The sequence below is a fragment of the Herbaspirillum sp. LeCh32-8 genome (assembly GCF_017814915.1).
Classification (GTDB): Bacteria; Pseudomonadota; Gammaproteobacteria; order Burkholderiales; family Burkholderiaceae_D; genus Herbaspirillum.
On sequence record NZ_JAGIPZ010000010.1, the window covers coordinates 16,101 to 33,576 of the forward strand.

The window sequence follows — 17,476 nt, forward strand, 5'->3', positions numbered from 1 at the left end:
GCGCATTCAGATTCCCGCTCACCCCATGCATCTTTCCAACTCCCCGCCCCCGCTGCGCCGCCAACGCGGTTTCCTCAATCCCAATATCGCCAAGTTCATCGGCTTGTCCATCGTCGGTCTGGCCATCGCCGGCGCGCTGCTGGTCGTGTATGCGCTGATCTTCATCAATCCGCGCCTGCCCTCGCTGGACCTGATCACCGATTACCGGCCCAAGGTGCCGCTGCGCATCTGGTCGGAGGACAAGGTGCTGCTGGGCGAATTCGGCGAGGAAAAGCGCAGCCTGGTCAAGCTGGACGACATTCCGGCCGACATGAAGAACGCCGTGCTGGCGATCGAGGATTACCGCTTCTACCAGCATGGCGGCATCGACTACATCGGCATCGCCCGCGCGCTGGTCACCGACGTGCTGCGCGGCAGCGCCTCGCAGGGCGCCTCCACCATCACCATGCAGGTGGCGCGCAACGTGTTCCTGACCAAGGAAAAGACCTTCTCCCGCAAGCTGTATGAAGTGCTGCTGGCCAACAAGATCGAATCCGCGCTGACCAAGGACCAGATCCTCGAGGTCTACATGAACCAGATCTACCTGGGCCAGCGCGCCTTCGGCTTCGCCGCCGCCGCGCGCACCTACTTCGGCAAGGATCTCAAGGACGTCGACCTGGCCGAGGCCGCGATGCTGGCCGGCCTGCCCAAGGCGCCGTCGGCTTACAACCCGATCGTCAACCCCAAGCGCGCCCACATTCGCCAGCAGTACATCCTGCAGCGCATGCTGGACGTCGGCTTCATCACCCAGGCCCAGTACGACAAGGCCGCCAAGGAAGAAGTGAAGGTGCGCGCGCCGGGCAGCCAGTACACCGTGCATGCCGAGTACGTCAATGAGATGGTGCGCCAGATGGTCTACGCGCAATACAAGGAAGACACCTACACCCAGGGCTTCAATGTCTACACCACCGTCAACGCCGCCGACCAGCAGGCCGCTTATCTGGCCGTGCGCAAGGGCGTGATGGACTACGACCGCCGCCACGGCTACCGCGGTCCGGAAGAGACCGTGCCCTTGCCGACCAATGCCGAAGACCGCGCCGCCGCCATCGACGACGTGATGGACGACCATCCCGACAACGACGACATCCTGGCCGCCGTGGTGGTGGCCGCCAGCCCCAAGCAAGTGGACGCGGTGCTGCGCTCGGGCGACAAGGTCACCATCAAGGGCGAGGCGCTGCGCTTCGTCGCCAATGCCCTGTCGGAGAAGGCCAAGAAGGAGATCCGCATCCAGCCGGGCGCGCTGATCCGCGTGATGCAGGACGCCAAGCAGAACTGGCAGATCGTGCAGCTGCCGCAGGTGGAATCGGCGCTGGTGTCGGTGGTGCCGCAGGACGGCGCGATCCGCGCGCTGGTGGGCGGCTTCGACTTCACCCAGAACAACTTCAACCACGTGACCCAGGCATGGCGCCAACCGGGCTCGACCTTCAAGCCCTTCATCTATTCGGCGGCGCTGGAAAAAGGTTTCGCCCCGGCCTCCATCGTCAATGACGCACCGGTCTCCTACCCCGCCGGTCCCGGCCAGCCGAACTGGGAGCCGCGCGATGACGAACCGCCGGCCGGCCCGATGACAGTGCGCACCGCGCTGCAGAAGTCGGTCAACCTGGTGGCGATCCGCACGCTGGACAACATCGGCGTGCCCTTCGCCAAGGACTTCATCACCGGCACCTACGGCTTCGATCCGGACAAGGTGCCGCCTTACCTGCCGATGGCGCTGGGCGCGGGCCAGACCAACCCGCTGCAGTTGTCGGCGGCCTATGCGGTGTTCGCCAACGGCGGCTACAAGATTCAGCCCTACCTGATCTCGCTGATCACCGACGCGCGCGGCAAGGCTCTGTCGCAGGCGGCACCGCTGGTGGTGGGCAACGGCGCGCCGCGCGTGGTGGCCGAGCGCAACAGCTACATGATGACCAACCTGCTGAAGTCGGTAGCCCAGCGCGGCACCGGCGCGCGCAGCAACAGCCTGGGCCGCACCGACTTGGCCGGCAAGACCGGCACCACCAACGACGCGGTCGACGGCTGGTTCGCCGGCTATCAGCGCACGCTGGCCACCGTGGTGTGGATGGGATACGACCAGCCCAAGAGCTTGGGCGGCATGGAATTCGGCGCGCAACTGGCGCTGCCGATCTGGGTCGACTACATGGGCAAGGCGCTCAAGGGCGTGCCGCAGTTCGAGCAGCCGGTGCCGGACGGCATCCGCTTCATCGACGGCGAGCCGTACTACGACAACTTCACGCCGGAGAACGGCCTGGTCACCAACGTCGGCGTGACGGTGGTCGATGCGATCTCCAACTTCTTCGGCTGGACGCCAAGTTCGGCGCCAAGCGGTCCGGCGCCGGCCACGCAAGCGGCGCCCAGCGCGCCCGGCACGCAAACGCCGGCGCGTCCGACGCAAAACGAGAACGCACGCCGCTTCAACGACAATACCTATCAGAGCCCCTGATAGTTCGCCCTCATCGGCCGAGGCGGGCCGCAAAAGAAAAAAGCGCAGAAGACATCTTCTGCGCTTTTTTTATGCTGGCGCCCCCGACACGGATCGAACGTGTGACCTATCCCTTAGGAGGGGATCGCTCTATCCACTGAGCTACGGGGGCAGCAAGGGCGTTATTGTATCCGCTGCGCCATGGCTTGCAAAGCCGCGCTATTTTGCCGCCCGCTCATGCCGGGCCATGTATGGCCCTTGTATGGAACAGTGGCGCGGCGGCTTCCACTACAATAGGCCGGCACTGCATCCGCTTCACTCTCGCTGCGCCGCCGGACACTCAGAGAAAGGAAGACCCGCTTGAGGTCGCAACCCATCCCGTCCCGCTGGACCCAATGCCTGCCGGCGGCCTGCCTGGCGCTGGCGTGCTGGATCGCCGGCGGCCCAGCGCAAGCACAGACGCAGGCGACGGTCGCACCGCCCGGCATGGCCGAACGGGTAGCGGCCTGCACCGCCTGCCACGGCAAGGAGGGGCGCGCGACTGCAGACGGCTACTATCCGCGCATCGCCGGCAAGCCGGAAACCTATCTCTTCAACCAGCTGCAGAATTTCCGCGACGGGCGCCGCCAGTACCCGATGATGAATTACCTGCTGGCCAATATGTCAGACGACTATCTGCACCAGATCGCCGCCTTCTTCGCCAACGAACACCCCCCCTATCCGCCCCCTGTGCCGCCCGCTGCCACTGCCGCGGTGCTGGAGCGCGGCCGCGCACTGGTCACCGACGGCATCAGGGAGCGACGCATCCCCGCCTGCGCCGCCTGCCACGGCGCTGCGCTGACCGGCGTGCAGCCGGCCATCCCCGGCTTGCTGGGACTGCCACGCGATTACATCAATGCCCAGCTGGGCGCCTGGCGCAACGGTGTGCGCAAGGCGCGCACGCCGGACTGCATGGCTGACATTGCCCAGGCGCTGACGCCGGAAGACATCAACGCCGCCAGCAGCTGGTTGTCGGCCCAGCCGGTACCGGCCGGCGCGCTTCCCGCCGCGTCCTTGCCGGCGCCGCTGCCCATGACGTGCGGCAGCATGAGCCACAGCGCCAGGAGCGGCCGATGAAAAAAACCGCACTGCTCATCGGCGCACTGGTGCTAGCCCTGTTGCTGGCACTGGCCGCCGTGCTTGCCTGGCAAGTGCTGCGCGATGAAGATCCCGGCGTAGCCACGCCTGTGGCCGACCGCGCGCAGCAACTGCGACAAGGCCAATACCTGGCGCGCGCCGGCAATTGCATGGCCTGCCACACCATGCGCGGCGGCGCCGCTTATGCCGGTGGACGCGCCATCGACACGCCGTTCGGTGCGCTGTATTCCTCCAACATCACACCGGACAAGGAAACCGGCATCGGCAACTGGAGTGCCGACGACTTCTGGCGCGCGCTGCATCACGGGCGCGCGCGCGACGGCAGCTTCCTCTACCCGGCCTTCCCCTTCCCCAGCTACACCAAGTTAAGCCGCGACGACAGTGATGCCCTGTTCGCCTACCTGCAGTCGGTGCAGCCGGTGGGACGCCCCAACCAGGAGCACGCGCTGCGCTTTCCCTACAACCAGCGTTTCCTGCTGGCCTTCTGGCGCGCGCTGTATTTCGAACCCGGCCAATATGTGGCCGAGAGCGGGCAAAGCGTGCAATGGAATCGCGGCGCCTACCTGGTGCAGGGCTTGGGCCATTGCAGCACCTGCCACAGCGAACGCAACAGCTTCGGCGCCAGCGTCTCGCCGCTGCAGCTGGCAGGCGGCATGATTCCGGGTCTGGAGTGGTACGCGCCGCCGCTCAATGGCGAGCGCCGACACGGCCTGGGGGACTGGCAGGCCGAACATTTGGGCGCGCTGCTGAAGACCGGTGTCTCGCCGCGCGGGGCGGTGTTCGGACCGATGGCAGAAGTCGTCGGCAAGAGCCTGCAATATCTGGATGAGCGCGACATCGCGGCGATGACGCTGTACCTGCAATCGCTGCCGCCGTCGCCGGCCTCGCCGAGCACGACCAGGCAGCAACCCGAGGCGGCGGAGGCGGAACGCATCCTGCAAGCGGGAAAAAAACTCTACGGCGAATTGTGCGTGGATTGCCACGGCAGTAAGGGCCAAGGCAACGCGCCGGACTATCCGCCGCTCAACGACAACCAGGCTGTGGCCGGCCCTTCCGCAGTTAACGCCATCCGCATCGTGCTCAACGGCGGCTATCCGCCCTCCACCACCGGTAATCCTTATCCGTTCGGCATGCCGCCATTCGGGCCGCGCCTGTCCGACCAGGAGGTGGCGGCGGTGGTTTCCTACATCCGCAACAGCTGGGACAACCGCGCCGGCTTTGTTTCGCCGGTGGAAGTGAACCGCTATCGCAGCGTGCCGCTCGACTGAGCATTCGAGCGGCTTGCGGCAATAAAAAAAGCGATCCGGCCGGATCGCTTTTTTTATGCTGACGCGCGAGGCGCGCCACGTGCGCGACTACTCCTGCACCTCGGCGCTAAGCTTGTAGCCGACGCCGCGCACGGTCTGCACGTAATGCGACAGGTCGCCCAGCGATTTGCGCAAGCGCATGATGTGCACATCCACGGTACGCTCTTCGATGAAGGTATGGTCGCCCCAGACCTTGTCGAGCAACTGCGCGCGCGAGAAGATGCGATCCGGATGCGCCACCAGGTAACGCAGCAGCTTGAACTCTGCCTGATCCAGCGCCACCGGGCGCCCGTCCACCGACACCTGGCGTCGCTCGACGTCGATGCTGATGGCGCCGTACTTGAGCGCCTGGCTACCGATCTCCGGCGCCTTGCGGCGCAGCAGCGCCTGCACCCGCGCCACCAGCTCCTTGGGCGAGAACGGCTTGGTGACGTAATCGTCGGCGCCCTCATTCAAGCCCTTGACCTTGTCTTCTTCCATGCCCTTGGCGGTCAGCATGATCACCGGCAACGCGGCGGTGCGCTGATCGCGACGCAGCTCGGAGAGCAGCGCCAGGCCGGAGCTGTCGGGCAGCATCCAGTCCAGCAGCACGGCGTGCGGCAACGCCTCGGCGATCAGCCGGCGCGCCTGAGCGACATCGGTGGCGATGGTGGTGGCAAAGCCGGCGCCCTGCATCGTGAAGCGCAGGAGCTCGGCGATACTTGGCTCATCCTCGACCATCAGGATATGGGGTGACTCTTTTGACATTGTCCTTTTGTCTGAAAATGGCGGGGAAGGATTCGATCGCGCAGCGCTCAGAGCACCTTGTCGGCGATGCGCTGGGCCATGCTGCGCGCCAGGTCGGCATCTTCGGCTTCCACCATCACGCGGATCAGCGGCTCGGTGCCCGACGGGCGCAGCAGCACGCGGCCGCGCTCGCCCAAGCTTTCCTCCACGGCGGCTTTCTCGGCCTGCAATGCGGCGTTGGATTTCCAGTCGTAGCCCAGCGGGATCTTGACGTTGATCAGCGCCTGCGGGAACAGCTTCAGGTCGGCCGTCATCTGCGCCAGCGTCTGGCCGCTGCGACGCAGCGCCGACAGCACTTGCAGCGCCGAGACGATGCCGTCGCCTGTGGTGTGCTTGTCCAGGCACAGCAGGTGGCCGGAGCCTTCGCCGCCCAGCTGCCAGCCTTTTTCCTGCAGCACTTCGAGCACGTAACGGTCGCCCACCTTAGCGCGCTCGAAAGCAATGCCCATCTTCTTGAACGCCACCTGCAGCGCCATGTTGGTCATCAGCGTGCCGACCGCGCCCTCGACCGGGCCGGTAGCCAGGCGATCCTTGACCATCAGGTACAGCAGCTCGTCACCGTTGTAGATGCGACCGGATGCGTCGACCATCAGCAGACGATCGGCGTCGCCATCCAGCGCGATGCCGAGGTCGCCGCGGTATTCGCGCACCGACGCGGCCAGCGCCTTGGGCGCGGTGGCGCCGCATTCTTCATTGATGTTGTAGCCGTCAGGCTGATTGCCGATGGTGATGACTTCGGCGCCCAGCTCATGGAACACGTGCGGCGCGATGTTGTAGGCCGCGCCATGGGCGCAGTCCACCACCAGGCGCATGCCGCGCAGGTCCAGCGCGTTGGGGAAGGTGCTCTTGCAGAACTCGATGTAGCGGCCCGGCGCATCGGACAGGCGGCGCGCCTTGCCCAGCTTCTCCGAGGGCACGCAGTCCATCGGCTGTTCCAGCGCGGCTTCGATGTCGGCTTCGACCGAGTCGGGCAGCTTGTTGCCGGTGGCCGAGAAGAACTTGATGCCGTTGTCGTGGAAAGGATTGTGCGAGGCCGAGATCACCACGCCGGCCGACAGGCGCAATGCGCGCGTAAGGTAGGCTACCGCAGGCGTCGGCACCGGGCCGGCCAGCCAGACATCCACGCCGGCCGCAGCGAAACCGGCTTCCAGCGCGGCTTCCAGCATATAGCCGGAGATCCGGGTGTCCTTGCCGATCAACACCGTCGGTTTCGCCACACCGTCGCGGGTCTTGGCCAGCACCTTGCCGGCGGCATAGCCCAGGCGCATGACGAAATCAGGAGTGATGGGCGCCACGCCCACGCGGCCGCGCACGCCGTCGGTGCCGAAGTATTTTGCTGCCATGGTTTTCCTTTCCTTCCCAAACTGGGTGTGCCGCGTCCCGCGGCATCGCAAGGAGCGGCCGATGCCGCTCGCTGAATCGAATTCTTGTGGCCGGTGAAACCGGCGTCCCCGTTGTTGCTGTCTGCTCTTTGCTGTTGCTGTCGTTTTTGCTGTCGTTGTCGGGTGCCGGCCGGGCCGACGGCCATTCACCGACCCGCCGACCATGCATCGGTCACTGATGGCCTGGTTACTGCGCGTCTTCCCGTCCCGCCTGCCACATCTTGAGCGCATCCACCGTCTCGGCCACGTCGTGCACGCGCACGATCATCGCGCCCTGCTGCGCCGCCGCCAGCGCCGCACCTATGCTGCCGGCCATGCGCTTTTCCAGCGGCTTGCCGGTAACCGCGCCCACCATGGATTTGCGCGACATGCCGGCCAACAGCGGCAGGCCGAGATTGGCAATCAGGCGCCTGGTGCTTTTCAGCAAAGCCAGATTATGCTCCACACTCTTGCCAAATCCAAAACCGGGATCGATGCAGATGCGCTCACGCGCCACGCCGGCCGAGCTCATCAGCGCCACCTGGCGACGCAGGAATTGCTCGACCTCGCCCACCACGTCGTCATAGCGCGGCTCCTGCTGCATGGTCTGCGGCTCGCCTTGCATGTGCATCACGCACAGGGCGGCCTCGCTGTCCTTCACCGCATCGATCGCACCCTCAGCGCGGAAGCCGTTGATGTCATTGATCATGTCGACCTCGGCCAGCAGGGCTTCGCGCATCACGGCCGGCTTGTAGGTATCGATCGAAAGCGGCTTGCCGCAGTCGCGCAGCGCGTAGATGATCGGCATCACCCGCTCGAGCTCCTGCTCCAGCGACAGCGGCGCGATGCCCGGGCGGGTCGACTCGCCGCCGATGTCGATGATGTCGACGCCGTCGGCGATCATCTGCTCGGCATGCGAAAGCGCAAATTCAAGGGAATTGTGACGGCCACCGTCGGAGAACGAGTCCGGCGTCACATTGAGGATACCCATCACCAGGGGGCGACGGCCTTGCTGGACCGGCAGGCGGAACCTGCCGCATTTGAGGAATGCTGGTGTCATCTTGCCTAACTTCTTTGTCTTGCCATGTTGTTACGTGTTGCTTGCCGCCTGAGGTCGGCGCATGTACTTGCTGCCGGCAACCGGCGGCGAATGGATACGGTCCGACGCCAGCCACGATGTTGCCTTTTTTATCACTGACCAGACGGAAAAAAGGGCGAGGATTGCTCCTCACCCTTTGATCGGTTCGCTGTCCAAACCGGCTTGATCGTCAGAATCAGGCCGGTGCAGTAGCGTTCGGCGTAACGTCGCCCGGACGGTTGTTGTCCGAGGACGACTTCTTGGCCGGGACGCCGTTGCGCGGCGGACGCGGCTCGTCGCCGTTCATGATGTCGTTGACCTGGTCTGCATCCAGAGTTTCCCACTCGAGCAGCGCCTTGGCCATCACGTCGACCTTGTCGCTGTGCTCTTCCAGCAGCTTGCGCGCCAGGGCGTATTGCTCGTCCAGGATGCTGCGGATCTCGGCGTCGACCTTCTGCTGCGTCGCTTCCGACACAGTCTTGGCGGACATGCGGCCGAAGTAGGCATCCTGCTCGGAGTCCTCGTAGACCATGGTGCCAAGGGTCTCGGACATGCCGTAGCGGGTCACCATCGCACGGGCCAGCTTGGTGGCGCGCTCGAAGTCGTTGGACGCGCCGGTGGACATCTGGTGCATGAAGATCTCTTCGGCAATACGGCCACCAAACAGAATGGAGATCTCTTCCAGCATCTTGTCCTTGTACATGTTCACACGGTCATGTTCAGGCAGCTGCCAGGTCAGGCCCAGCGCATAGCCGCGCGGCATGATGGTGACCTTGTGCACCGGATCGGCCTTGGGCAGCAGCTTGGCGACCACCGCGTGGCCGGACTCGTGGTAAGCGGTGTTGCGACGTTCTTCTTCGCGCATCACGGCCGACTTGCGTTCCGGGCCCATGACGATCTTGTCCTTGGCGTCTTCGAAGTCCTGCATTTCGACCAGGCGCTTGTTGCGGCGCGCAGCGAACAGGGCGGCTTCGTTGACCAGGTTGGCCAAGTCGGCGCCGGAGAAGCCCGGGGTGCCGCGCGCCAGGATGTCGGCTTTGACGTCCGGAGCGATAGGCACCTTGCGCATGTGCACGTACAGGATCTGTTCGCGCCCACGGATATCGGGCAGGCCGACCATCACCTGGCGGTCGAAACGGCCCGGACGCAGCAGCGCCTTATCCAGCACGTCGGAACGGTTGGTCGCGGCGATCACGATGACGCCGGAGTTGGCCTCGAAGCCGTCCATCTCAACCAGCATCTGGTTCAGGGTCTGTTCACGCTCGTCGTTACCGCCGCCCATGCCGGCGCCACGATGGCGACCGACGGCGTCGATTTCGTCGATGAAGATGATGCAAGGCGCATGCTTCTTGGCGTTTTCGAACATGTCGCGCACGCGGGACGCGCCCACACCGACGAACATTTCAACGAAGTCGGAACCGGAGATGGTGAAGAACGGCACCTTGGCTTCGCCGGCGATGGCGCGAGCCAGCAGCGTCTTACCCGTACCCGGGGGGCCGACCATCAGCACGCCGTGAGGGATACGACCACCCAGCTTCTGGAACTTGGTGGGATCGCGCAGGAACTCGACCAGCTCCTGCACTTCTTCCTTGGCCTCGTCGCAACCGGCGACGTCGGCGAAGGTGACGGAGTTGCTGTTCTCATCGAGCATGCGCGCCTTGGACTTGCCGAAGGAGAATGCGCCGCCCTTGCCGCCGCCCTGCATCTGACGCATGAAGAAGATCCACACGCCGATCAGCAACAGCATCGGGAACCAGGAAATGAAAACTTGCGACAGGAAGGATTGCTCTTCCGGTTGCTTGACGTCGAACTTCACGCCGTTGTTCAGCAGGTCGCCGACCAGGCCGCGATCCAGCACGGTGGCCGCGGTCTTGACCTTGGTGCCGTCCTGGGTGGTGGCAACGATGGTGCGGTCTTCAAGGGTTGCATCCTTGATGTGGCCGGCCTTCACCTCGGTGATGAAGTCGGAATACGCGATCGACTTGGCATTCGACGCCATGCTGCGGCTGTCGAACTGTTTGAACACCATAAACAGTACGAGCGCGATGACCACCCAGATGGCCGCCTTGGAAAACATGTTGTTCACTGGAACTCCTCCGACGCGCTATGCGCCACGTTGCCTTTGTACGCTCCGATTTTACCCGGATTCAACCACCCTTACTAGGAAACCGCCGAGTCGCCCCTGCCCTGCCGTGCCAAGCCAGCAACGCGGCAATGAAGATACAACCGGGGAGCCTGCATTGCCGCACTGATATTCATCGACATTGACGACCGTTGTCGGCGTCACGTCGGCAGTACAGGCGATGGAAGCAAAACTACATCGGGCTTGCCGAAAAGACAGCAAACACGGCCTGATGACGGCTTCCGAAAATCGATATGAGGCTGAAAGTGGGCAAAACAAGACGCCAAAACGGCTTCTTTTGACAGTTTTTGAGCAAAAAACGGCGTGTTGATTCCTGCTTTTCCGCACTTCTTTCGGTCACTGTACCTGATTTGTCAGCGCGGATTCTTCAGGATTTTCCCTAACAGGAAAATTTCGGACGACTTGTCGCGGCTGGCCTTGGGCTTCTTGGAGGCGACGGTCTTGAACTCGGCGCGGAATTTATGCACCAGCTCGTTGTAGCCGGTGCCGTTGAAGCACTTCACCAGTAGCGCGCCGGTGGGTTTCATGTGCATCTGTGCGAACTCGATTGCCAGATCGATAAGATATTCGACCCGCGCCGCGTCGGCGATCGCCACGCCGGACAGGTTGGGCGCCATGTCCGACAACACCAGGTCGACCTTGCGGCCGTCCAGCAGCGCCTCGAGCTGCTGCAGCGAGTCCTCTTCGCGGAAGTCGCCCTGAATGTAATGCACGTCGGCGATCGGATCCATCGGCAGGATGTCCAGGCCGATGATGGTGCCGTGGATGCCGCCGCCCTCGGCGCCGGCCAGCTTGTTGCGCACGTACTGGCACCAGCTGCCCGGGGTGCAGCCGAGGTCGACGATGATCTGGCCCGACTTGATCAGGCGCTCTTCCTCGTCGATTTCCTTGAGCTTGTAAGCGGCGCGCGCACGATAGCCTTCCTTTTGCGCAAGCTTCACATAAGGATCGTTGATATGGTCGTGCAGCCAGTTTTTGTTCAGTTTGTTCTTTGCCATTCGCGTAGAATACTGGTTTTATCTCTTTCAGGGACAGCTTCGCGCCACCGGCGCCCGGTCCCGCTTCGCATTCCCATGTTGACACTTACCCCCGCCGAGCGCAGCGAACTGCGCGCCCAGGCCCATGCCCTCAATCCGGTCGTAATGGTCGGCGAAAGCGGCCTGTCCGACTCCGTCTTGAAGGAAATCGACAAGAGCCTCAACGCCCACGGCCTGATCAAGGTGCGCGTGTTCGGCGACGACCGCGAAGAACGCATCGCGATCTACGAAACCATCTGCGCAGAGCTCAAGGCCGCGCCGGTGCAGCACATCGGCAAGCTGCTCGTGCTCTACCGCCCGCGCAAGGAAGACCTGAAGAAGGCCGCCGCCGGCGCCAAGGGCGGCCTGCGCGAAGTCACCATCGTCAAGACCCACACCACCAAACGCCCGACGGTCAACAAGGTCATGCTCAAGGGCAATGAACGCGTCACCGCCGGCGGCCTGGTCAAGCGCGCCAAGCCGCGCCAGCGCAGCACCAAGAAGTCGCTGGGTTAAGCCGGCGCTGCGGTCGGCTCCGGATTGCGCCGAAGTCAGAAAACAGAATGCCCGCTGATGCGGGCATTTTCACGTCTTGCTCCGGGTCCGACTCCCTCACGGCCGCGCACGGCGGCGTGAGGCCTGGTCCCGCCGGTTCGGACGGGACGCGCGCATCATCAGACGTAGCGCACTTCCAGGATTTCATACTCCTTCAGGCCCGACGGCGCTTCCACCGCCACCACGTCGCCGGCGCTCTTGCCGATCAGGGCGCGCGCGATCGGCGACGTCACCGACACCTTGGATTCCTTGATGTCTGCCTCGTCCAGGCCCACGATCTGGTAGGTCACCTTCTCGCCGCTTTCCAGGTTTTCCAGGTCCACGGTGGCGGCGAACACCACCCGGCCATCGGCGCTCAATTCCGCCGGGTCGACGATCTGGGCCGCGCCCAGCTTGCCTTCCAGGTCGGCGATACGTCCTTCGATGAAGGACTGGCGCTCCTTGGCCGATTCGTACTCGGCGTTTTCCGACAAGTCACCCTGCGCGCGCGCTTCGGCGATCGCATTGATGACTTCCGGACGGTCTTTGGATTTCAAACGTTGCAACTCTTCTTTCAGAAGTTCGGCACCACGCTTGGTAAGGGGAACTGTGCTCATAAGTCTCTTGCTCAAGGTTAGGGAATTCCGGAAAACGCAGGCAAGGTTCACCCGCGCGATTGCAAACGCAAAAGGAGAACTCCGTCGCGCAATCTGGCGACCGGTCGTCGTCTTTCCGGGAACAATCATCACTGATGAACGGAACGCTGCTGCAGAAGTTCCGTCAGCTCTTCAACAACACGCGCGCCTGCCTCAGAGCCGCTAACAAAATACCGCCGTCCGATTCATCCAGAACGATAGGCGGTGGCGGGATTTTGTTAGCGGCCCCCGGACGGATCTGCCCTGCAACATTGAACATGTTGTGGCCGCAGGGAGTCGCCCTACGAGTCGCTAACAAGAAACTGCTGGCGGTACATGCCATCACTCTCTTGTTAGCGACTCTAAAAGTCAGAGAGGGCATCGATTGCTCAGATGCCCTCTGCGCTTGCCAGCGTCAATTCAATTCCAGCCGGCAATCCAACGTGTTGTGGGTTTAGTGTATAGCTTTATGCAGGCCTTGTAAATCGTAGACGTCCAGCGTGTCCAGATGGCGCATGCCTTCCACTGCCGCCTCAGCGCCGGCGATGGTGGTGAAGGTGGTCACGCGCGCGGCCAGCGCCGAGGTACGGATCGCACCGGAGTCGGCAATTGCGTTGCGCTTTTCTTCAACGGTATTGACCACCAAGGCGATTTCGTTGTTCTTCACCATGTCGACGATGTGCGGACGCCCCTCGACCACCTTGTTGACGGTGGTCACCGGAATACCGGCGGCGTTGATCGCAGCCGCAGTGCCCTTGGTGGCGACCACCGAGAAGCCCAGCGCGACGAGATCCTTGGCCACTTGCACGGCGCGCGGCTTGTCGTTGTTCTTCACCGACAGGAACACCTTGCCCGAGGTCGGCAGCTTGACGCCAGCGCCCATCTGCGACTTCACGAAGGCTTCGCCGAAGGTCTTGCCCACACCCATGACTTCACCGGTCGACTTCATTTCAGGGCCGAGGATGGTGTCCACGCCCGGGAACTTGACGAACGGGAAGACGGCTTCCTTGACGCTGTAGTAAGGCGGCACGACTTCGTTCTTGATGCCCTGGCTGTCCAGCGACTGGCCGACCATGCAACGTGCGGCGATCTTGGCCAGCTGCAGGCCGGTGGCCTTGGACACGAACGGCACGGTACGCGACGCGCGCGGGTTCACTTCCAGCACGAACACGGTGTCGACGGTCTTGCCGTCGACTTCGCTTTGCTGGATCGCGAACTGCACGTTCATCAGGCCGACCACGTTCAGGCCCTTGGCCATGGCGGCGGTCTGGCGCTTCAGTTCGTCGATGGTGTCCTTGGACAGCGAGTACGGCGGCAGCGAGCAGGCGGAGTCGCCCGAGTGCACGCCGGCTTGCTCGATGTGCTCCATCACGCCGCCGATGAAGGTGCGTTCGCCGTCGGACAGGCAGTCCACGTCCACTTCGATGGCGTCGTTCAGGAAGCGGTCCAGCAGCACCGGCGAATCATGCGAGACCTTCACGGCTTCACGCATGTAGCGCTCGAGGTCGCGCTGCTCATGAACGATTTCCATCGCGCGGCCGCCCAGCACATAAGACGGGCGAACCACCAGCGGGTAACCGATTTCCTGCGCCAGGCGCAGCGCGTCGGCTTCGGTACGGGCGGTACGGTTGGGCGGCTGACGCAGGCCCAGGTCCTGCAGCAGCTTCTGGAAACGCTCGCGGTCTTCGGCGGCGTCGATCATGTCCGGCGAGGTGCCGACGATGGGCACGCCGTTGGCTTCCAGGTCCAGCGCCAGCTTCAGCGGGGTCTGGCCGCCGTACTGGACGATTACGCCGACCGGCTTTTCCTTGTCGACGATTTCCAGCACGTCTTCCAGCGTCACCGGCTCGAAGTACAGGCGATCGGAGGTGTCGTAGTCGGTCGAGACGGTTTCCGGGTTGCAGTTGACCATGATGGTTTCATAGCCGTCATCGCGCATCGCCAGCGCCGCGTGCACGCAGCAGTAGTCGAACTCGATGCCCTGGCCGATACGGTTGGGACCGCCGCCCAGCACCATGATCTTCTTCTTGTCGGTCGGGTTGGATTCGCACTCTTCGTCGTAGGTCGAATACATGTACGCGGTGTCGGTCGAGAACTCGCCCGCGCAGGTGTCGACGCGCTTGAAGACCGGACGCACGCCCAGCTTCTTGCGCTGTTCGCGCACGGCGGTGTCGGTGGTCTTCAACAGCTTGGCCAGGCGACGATCCGAGAAGCCCTTCTGCTTCAGCTGGAACAGGGTGGCCTTGTCCAGCGACTCGAGCGCCACGTCCTTTTCCAGCCACAGTTCGATGTCGACGATCTCCTTGATCTGCGACAGGAACCACGGGTCGATGTGGGTCAGGCCGTGCACTTCTTCCAGCGAGAAGCCTTGCGCGAAGGCGTCGCCCACGTACCAGATGCGGTCCGGGCCGGGTTCGCCCAGCTCTTCCTCGATGGTCTCGCGGTCGGTGGTCTTCTCGTTCATGCCGTCCACGCCCACTTCCAGGCCGCGCAGGGCTTTCTGGAAGGATTCCTGGAAGGTGCGGCCGATCGCCATCACTTCGCCCACCGACTTCATCTGGGTGGTCAGGTGCTTGTCGGCCTGCGGGAATTTCTCGAAGGTGAAGCGCGGGATCTTGGTCACGACATAGTCGATCGACGGCTCGAACGACGCCGGGGTCGCGCCGCCGGTGATCTCGTTGCGCAGTTCATCCAGCGTAAAGCCCACGGCCAGCTTGGCGGCGATCTTGGCGATCGGGAAGCCGGTGGCCTTGGAGGCCAGCGCCGAGGAACGCGACACGCGCGGGTTCATTTCGATGACGATCATGCGGCCGTCGGCCGGGTTGACCGAGAACTGCACGTTGGAGCCGCCGGTGTCCACGCCGATTTCACGCAGCACCGCCAGCGAGGCGTTACGCATGATCTGGTATTCCTTGTCGGTCAGCGTCTGCGCCGGCGCCACGGTGATCGAGTCGCCGGTGTGCACGCCCATCGGGTCGAGGTTTTCGATCGAGCACACGATGATGCAGTTGTCCGCCTTGTCGCGCACCACTTCCATCTCGTATTCCTTCCAGCCGATCAGCGATTCTTCGATCAGCAGTTCGGAGGTCGGCGAAGCTTCCAGGCCGCGCTTGCAGATGGTTTCGAATTCTTCGGCGTTGTAGGCGATGCCGCCGCCGGTGCCGCCCATGGTGAAGGACGGACGGATGATGACCGGGAAGCCGATGGTCTTCTGCACCGCCCACGATTCTTCCATCGTGTGCGACACGCCCGAACGGGCCGAGCCCAGACCGATCTTGGTCATGGCCTGCTTGAACTTGGAACGGTCTTCAGCCTTGTCGATGGCTTCCGGGGTGGCGCCGATCAGCTCGACCTTGTACTTGTCGAGGATGCCATGGCGATGCAGGTCCAGCGCGCAGTTCAGCGCGGTCTGGCCGCCCATGGTCGGCAGGATCGCGTCCGGCTTTTCCTTGGCGATGATGCGCTCCACCGCTTGCCAGGTGATCGGCTCGATGTAGGTGGCGTCGGCCATTTCCGGGTCGGTCATGATGGTCGCAGGATTGCTGTTGACCAGGATGACCTTGAAGCCTTCTTCACGCAATGCCTTGCAGGCCTGTGCGCCGGAGTAGTCGAATTCGCAGGCCTGGCCGATGATGATCGGGCCGGCGCCAATGATCAGGATGCTTTTAATGTCGGTACGCTTAGGCATTTTGTTTCTTCTCCATCATCGCCACGAACTTGTCGAAAAGGGGGGCGATGTCATGCGGTCCAGGGGATGCTTCGGGGTGGCCCTGGAAGCAGAAAGCAGGCTTGTCGGTACGCTCGAAGCCTTGCAGCGAGCCGTCGAACAGCGAGACGTGGGTGACGCGGCAATTGGCCGGCAGGGTCGCCTGGTCCACGGCGAAACCGTGGTTTTGCGAGGTGATCATCACCTGCTTGCTGTCCAGGTCCTGCACCGGGTGGTTGGCGCCGTGGTGGCCGAACTTCATCTTCAGCGTCTTGGCGCCGGAAGCCAGCGCCATGATCTGGTGACCCAGGCAGATGCCGAAGGTCGGGATGCCGCGCTCGATCAGCTCCTTGGAAGCCGCGATCGCGTAGTCGCAAGGCTCCGGATCGCCGGGGCCGTTGGACAGGAAGATGCCGTCCGGATTCAGCGCCAGCGCGTCCGCTGCGGTGGCTTGCGCCGGCAGCACGGTGACCTTGCAGCCGCGCTCGGCCAGCATGCGCAGGATGTTGTACTTGACGCCGTAGTCGAAGGCGACCACGTGGAACTTGGGGGTGATCTGCTGGCCGTAGCCGCGGCCCAGTTGCCACTCGGTCTCGGTCCAGTTGTAAGCCTTCTTGGTCGACACGACCTTGGCCAGGTCCATGCCGGCCAGGCCCGGGAAGGCGCGCGCCAGTTCCAGCGCCTTGGCGGTGGCGGCTTCGATGTTGGCTTCGCCGGCCACGATGGCGCCGTTCTGGGCGCCCTTCTCGCGCAGGACGCGGGTCAGCTTGCGGGTATCGATGCCGGCGATGGAGACAATATTGCCTTCCTTCAGGTAATCGGACAGCGATTGCTGGCTGCGGAAGTTCGACAGCAGACGCGGCAGATCCTTGATGATCAGGCCGGCGGCGTGGATCTGCGAGGCTTCGACGTCTTCACGGTTCACGCCCGTGTTGCCGATGTGCGGATAAGTGAGGGTGACGATCTGGCGGCTGTAGCTGGGGTCGGTCAGGATTTCCTGGTAACCGGTCATGGCCGTGTTGAACACCACTTCGCCAGTGGTATTGCCTTCGGCGCCGATAGAAAATCCTTGGAAGACGGACCCGTCCGCGAGCGCGAGAACCGCTGGGATCGCGGGACCGGAAAGAAGAGGCAGCAAGGGTAACTCCTGAGATGTTACCGCCGCGGCTGGATGACCGGAAGATCCTTGGCGCGCCAAACCGGCCGGCGCGAACTCCCCGACTCATTCGGTACGGGAGCTGGCTTGTGGCCTGTAAGGAACGAGGTGGAGAATGGGTATGCGCTACGGCGGAATTAAATTGGCTAAACCGCGTAA

12 protein-coding genes and 1 tRNA gene are annotated in these 17,476 nt (G+C 63.5%); 4 read left to right on the forward strand and 9 right to left on the reverse strand.

Going from position 1 to position 17,476, the window contains the following annotated elements; translation table 11 throughout:
* Positions 1-25: 25 nt before the first annotated feature.
* Entirely contained in the window at positions 26-2,479 is a 2,454-nt protein-coding gene (locus tag J8I26_RS16735; protein ID WP_209608243.1) for a penicillin-binding protein 1A, read from the forward strand.
* Between the two features lie 75 nt (positions 2,480-2,554).
* Here J8I26_RS16735 and J8I26_RS16740 read toward each other — a convergent pair.
* A tRNA-Arg gene (locus J8I26_RS16740) sits at positions 2,555-2,630 on the reverse strand.
* A gap of 260 nt (positions 2,631-2,890) precedes the next feature.
* On the opposite strand from J8I26_RS16740, the gene J8I26_RS16745 reads away from it, so the two are divergent.
* Both J8I26_RS16745 and J8I26_RS16750 read left to right on the forward strand, forming a co-directional pair.
* Complete coding sequence (locus tag J8I26_RS16745) at positions 2,891-3,574, forward strand: c-type cytochrome (protein WP_348635333.1); 684 nt, start codon at positions 2,891-2,893, stop codon at positions 3,572-3,574.
* On the forward strand, positions 3,571-4,863 hold the full coding sequence (locus J8I26_RS16750) for a cytochrome c (RefSeq protein ID WP_209608244.1): 1,293 nt from the start codon (positions 3,571-3,573) through the stop codon (positions 4,861-4,863). The genes J8I26_RS16745 and J8I26_RS16750 overlap by 4 nt, the downstream gene beginning before the upstream one ends.
* A gap of 87 nt (positions 4,864-4,950) precedes the next feature.
* Here the strand turns inward: J8I26_RS16750 and J8I26_RS16755 are convergent, their stop codons facing one another.
* The 5 genes from J8I26_RS16755 to J8I26_RS16775 all read right to left on the reverse strand — a co-directional run bounded on the left by J8I26_RS16755 (position 4,951) and on the right by J8I26_RS16775 (position 11,268).
* Positions 4,951-5,649 carry a winged helix-turn-helix domain-containing protein gene (locus J8I26_RS16755; RefSeq protein WP_209608245.1) on the reverse strand — a complete coding sequence of 233 codons (699 nt, stop codon included), beginning with the start codon at positions 5,647-5,649 and terminating at the stop codon, positions 4,951-4,953.
* A 47-nt stretch (positions 5,650-5,696) separates the two neighbouring features.
* The gene (glmM, locus tag J8I26_RS16760) at positions 5,697-7,031 is read right to left on the reverse strand and encodes a phosphoglucosamine mutase (protein ID WP_209608246.1); all 1,335 of its coding nucleotides are present in this window, start codon (positions 7,029-7,031) and stop codon (positions 5,697-5,699) included.
* Between the two features lie 226 nt (positions 7,032-7,257).
* Positions 7,258-8,109: a dihydropteroate synthase gene (gene folP / locus J8I26_RS16765; RefSeq protein ID WP_209608247.1), complete on the reverse strand. Its 852-nt coding sequence runs from the start codon at positions 8,107-8,109 to the stop codon at positions 7,258-7,260.
* Positions 8,110-8,323: 214 nt separating this feature from the next.
* Positions 8,324-10,213: an ATP-dependent zinc metalloprotease FtsH gene (gene ftsH, locus J8I26_RS16770; RefSeq protein WP_209608248.1), complete on the reverse strand. Its 1,890-nt coding sequence runs from the start codon at positions 10,211-10,213 to the stop codon at positions 8,324-8,326.
* 410 nt (positions 10,214-10,623) lie between these two features.
* A complete protein-coding gene (locus J8I26_RS16775) occupies positions 10,624-11,268 on the reverse strand; it encodes an RlmE family RNA methyltransferase (protein ID WP_209608249.1) in 645 nt (214 codons plus the stop codon).
* A 75-nt stretch (positions 11,269-11,343) separates the two neighbouring features.
* Between J8I26_RS16775 and yhbY the strand changes: the two genes are divergently transcribed.
* Entirely contained in the window at positions 11,344-11,802 is a 459-nt protein-coding gene (gene yhbY / locus J8I26_RS16780; RefSeq protein WP_209608250.1) for a ribosome assembly RNA-binding protein YhbY, read from the forward strand.
* Between the two features lie 158 nt (positions 11,803-11,960).
* Here yhbY and greA read toward each other — a convergent pair whose 3' ends face one another.
* The 3 genes from greA to carA form a co-directional block, all read right to left on the reverse strand.
* Complete coding sequence (greA, locus tag J8I26_RS16785; protein WP_209608251.1) at positions 11,961-12,437, reverse strand: transcription elongation factor GreA; 477 nt, start codon at positions 12,435-12,437, stop codon at positions 11,961-11,963.
* A 472-nt stretch (positions 12,438-12,909) separates the two neighbouring features.
* Entirely contained in the window at positions 12,910-16,143 is a 3,234-nt protein-coding gene (gene carB / locus J8I26_RS16790) for a carbamoyl-phosphate synthase large subunit (RefSeq protein WP_209608252.1), read from the reverse strand.
* A complete protein-coding gene (gene carA, locus J8I26_RS16795; protein WP_209608253.1) occupies positions 16,136-17,299 on the reverse strand; it encodes a glutamine-hydrolyzing carbamoyl-phosphate synthase small subunit in 1,164 nt (387 codons plus the stop codon). Before carA ends, carB begins: the two co-directional genes overlap by 8 nt.
* Positions 17,300-17,476: the final 177 nt, after the last annotated feature.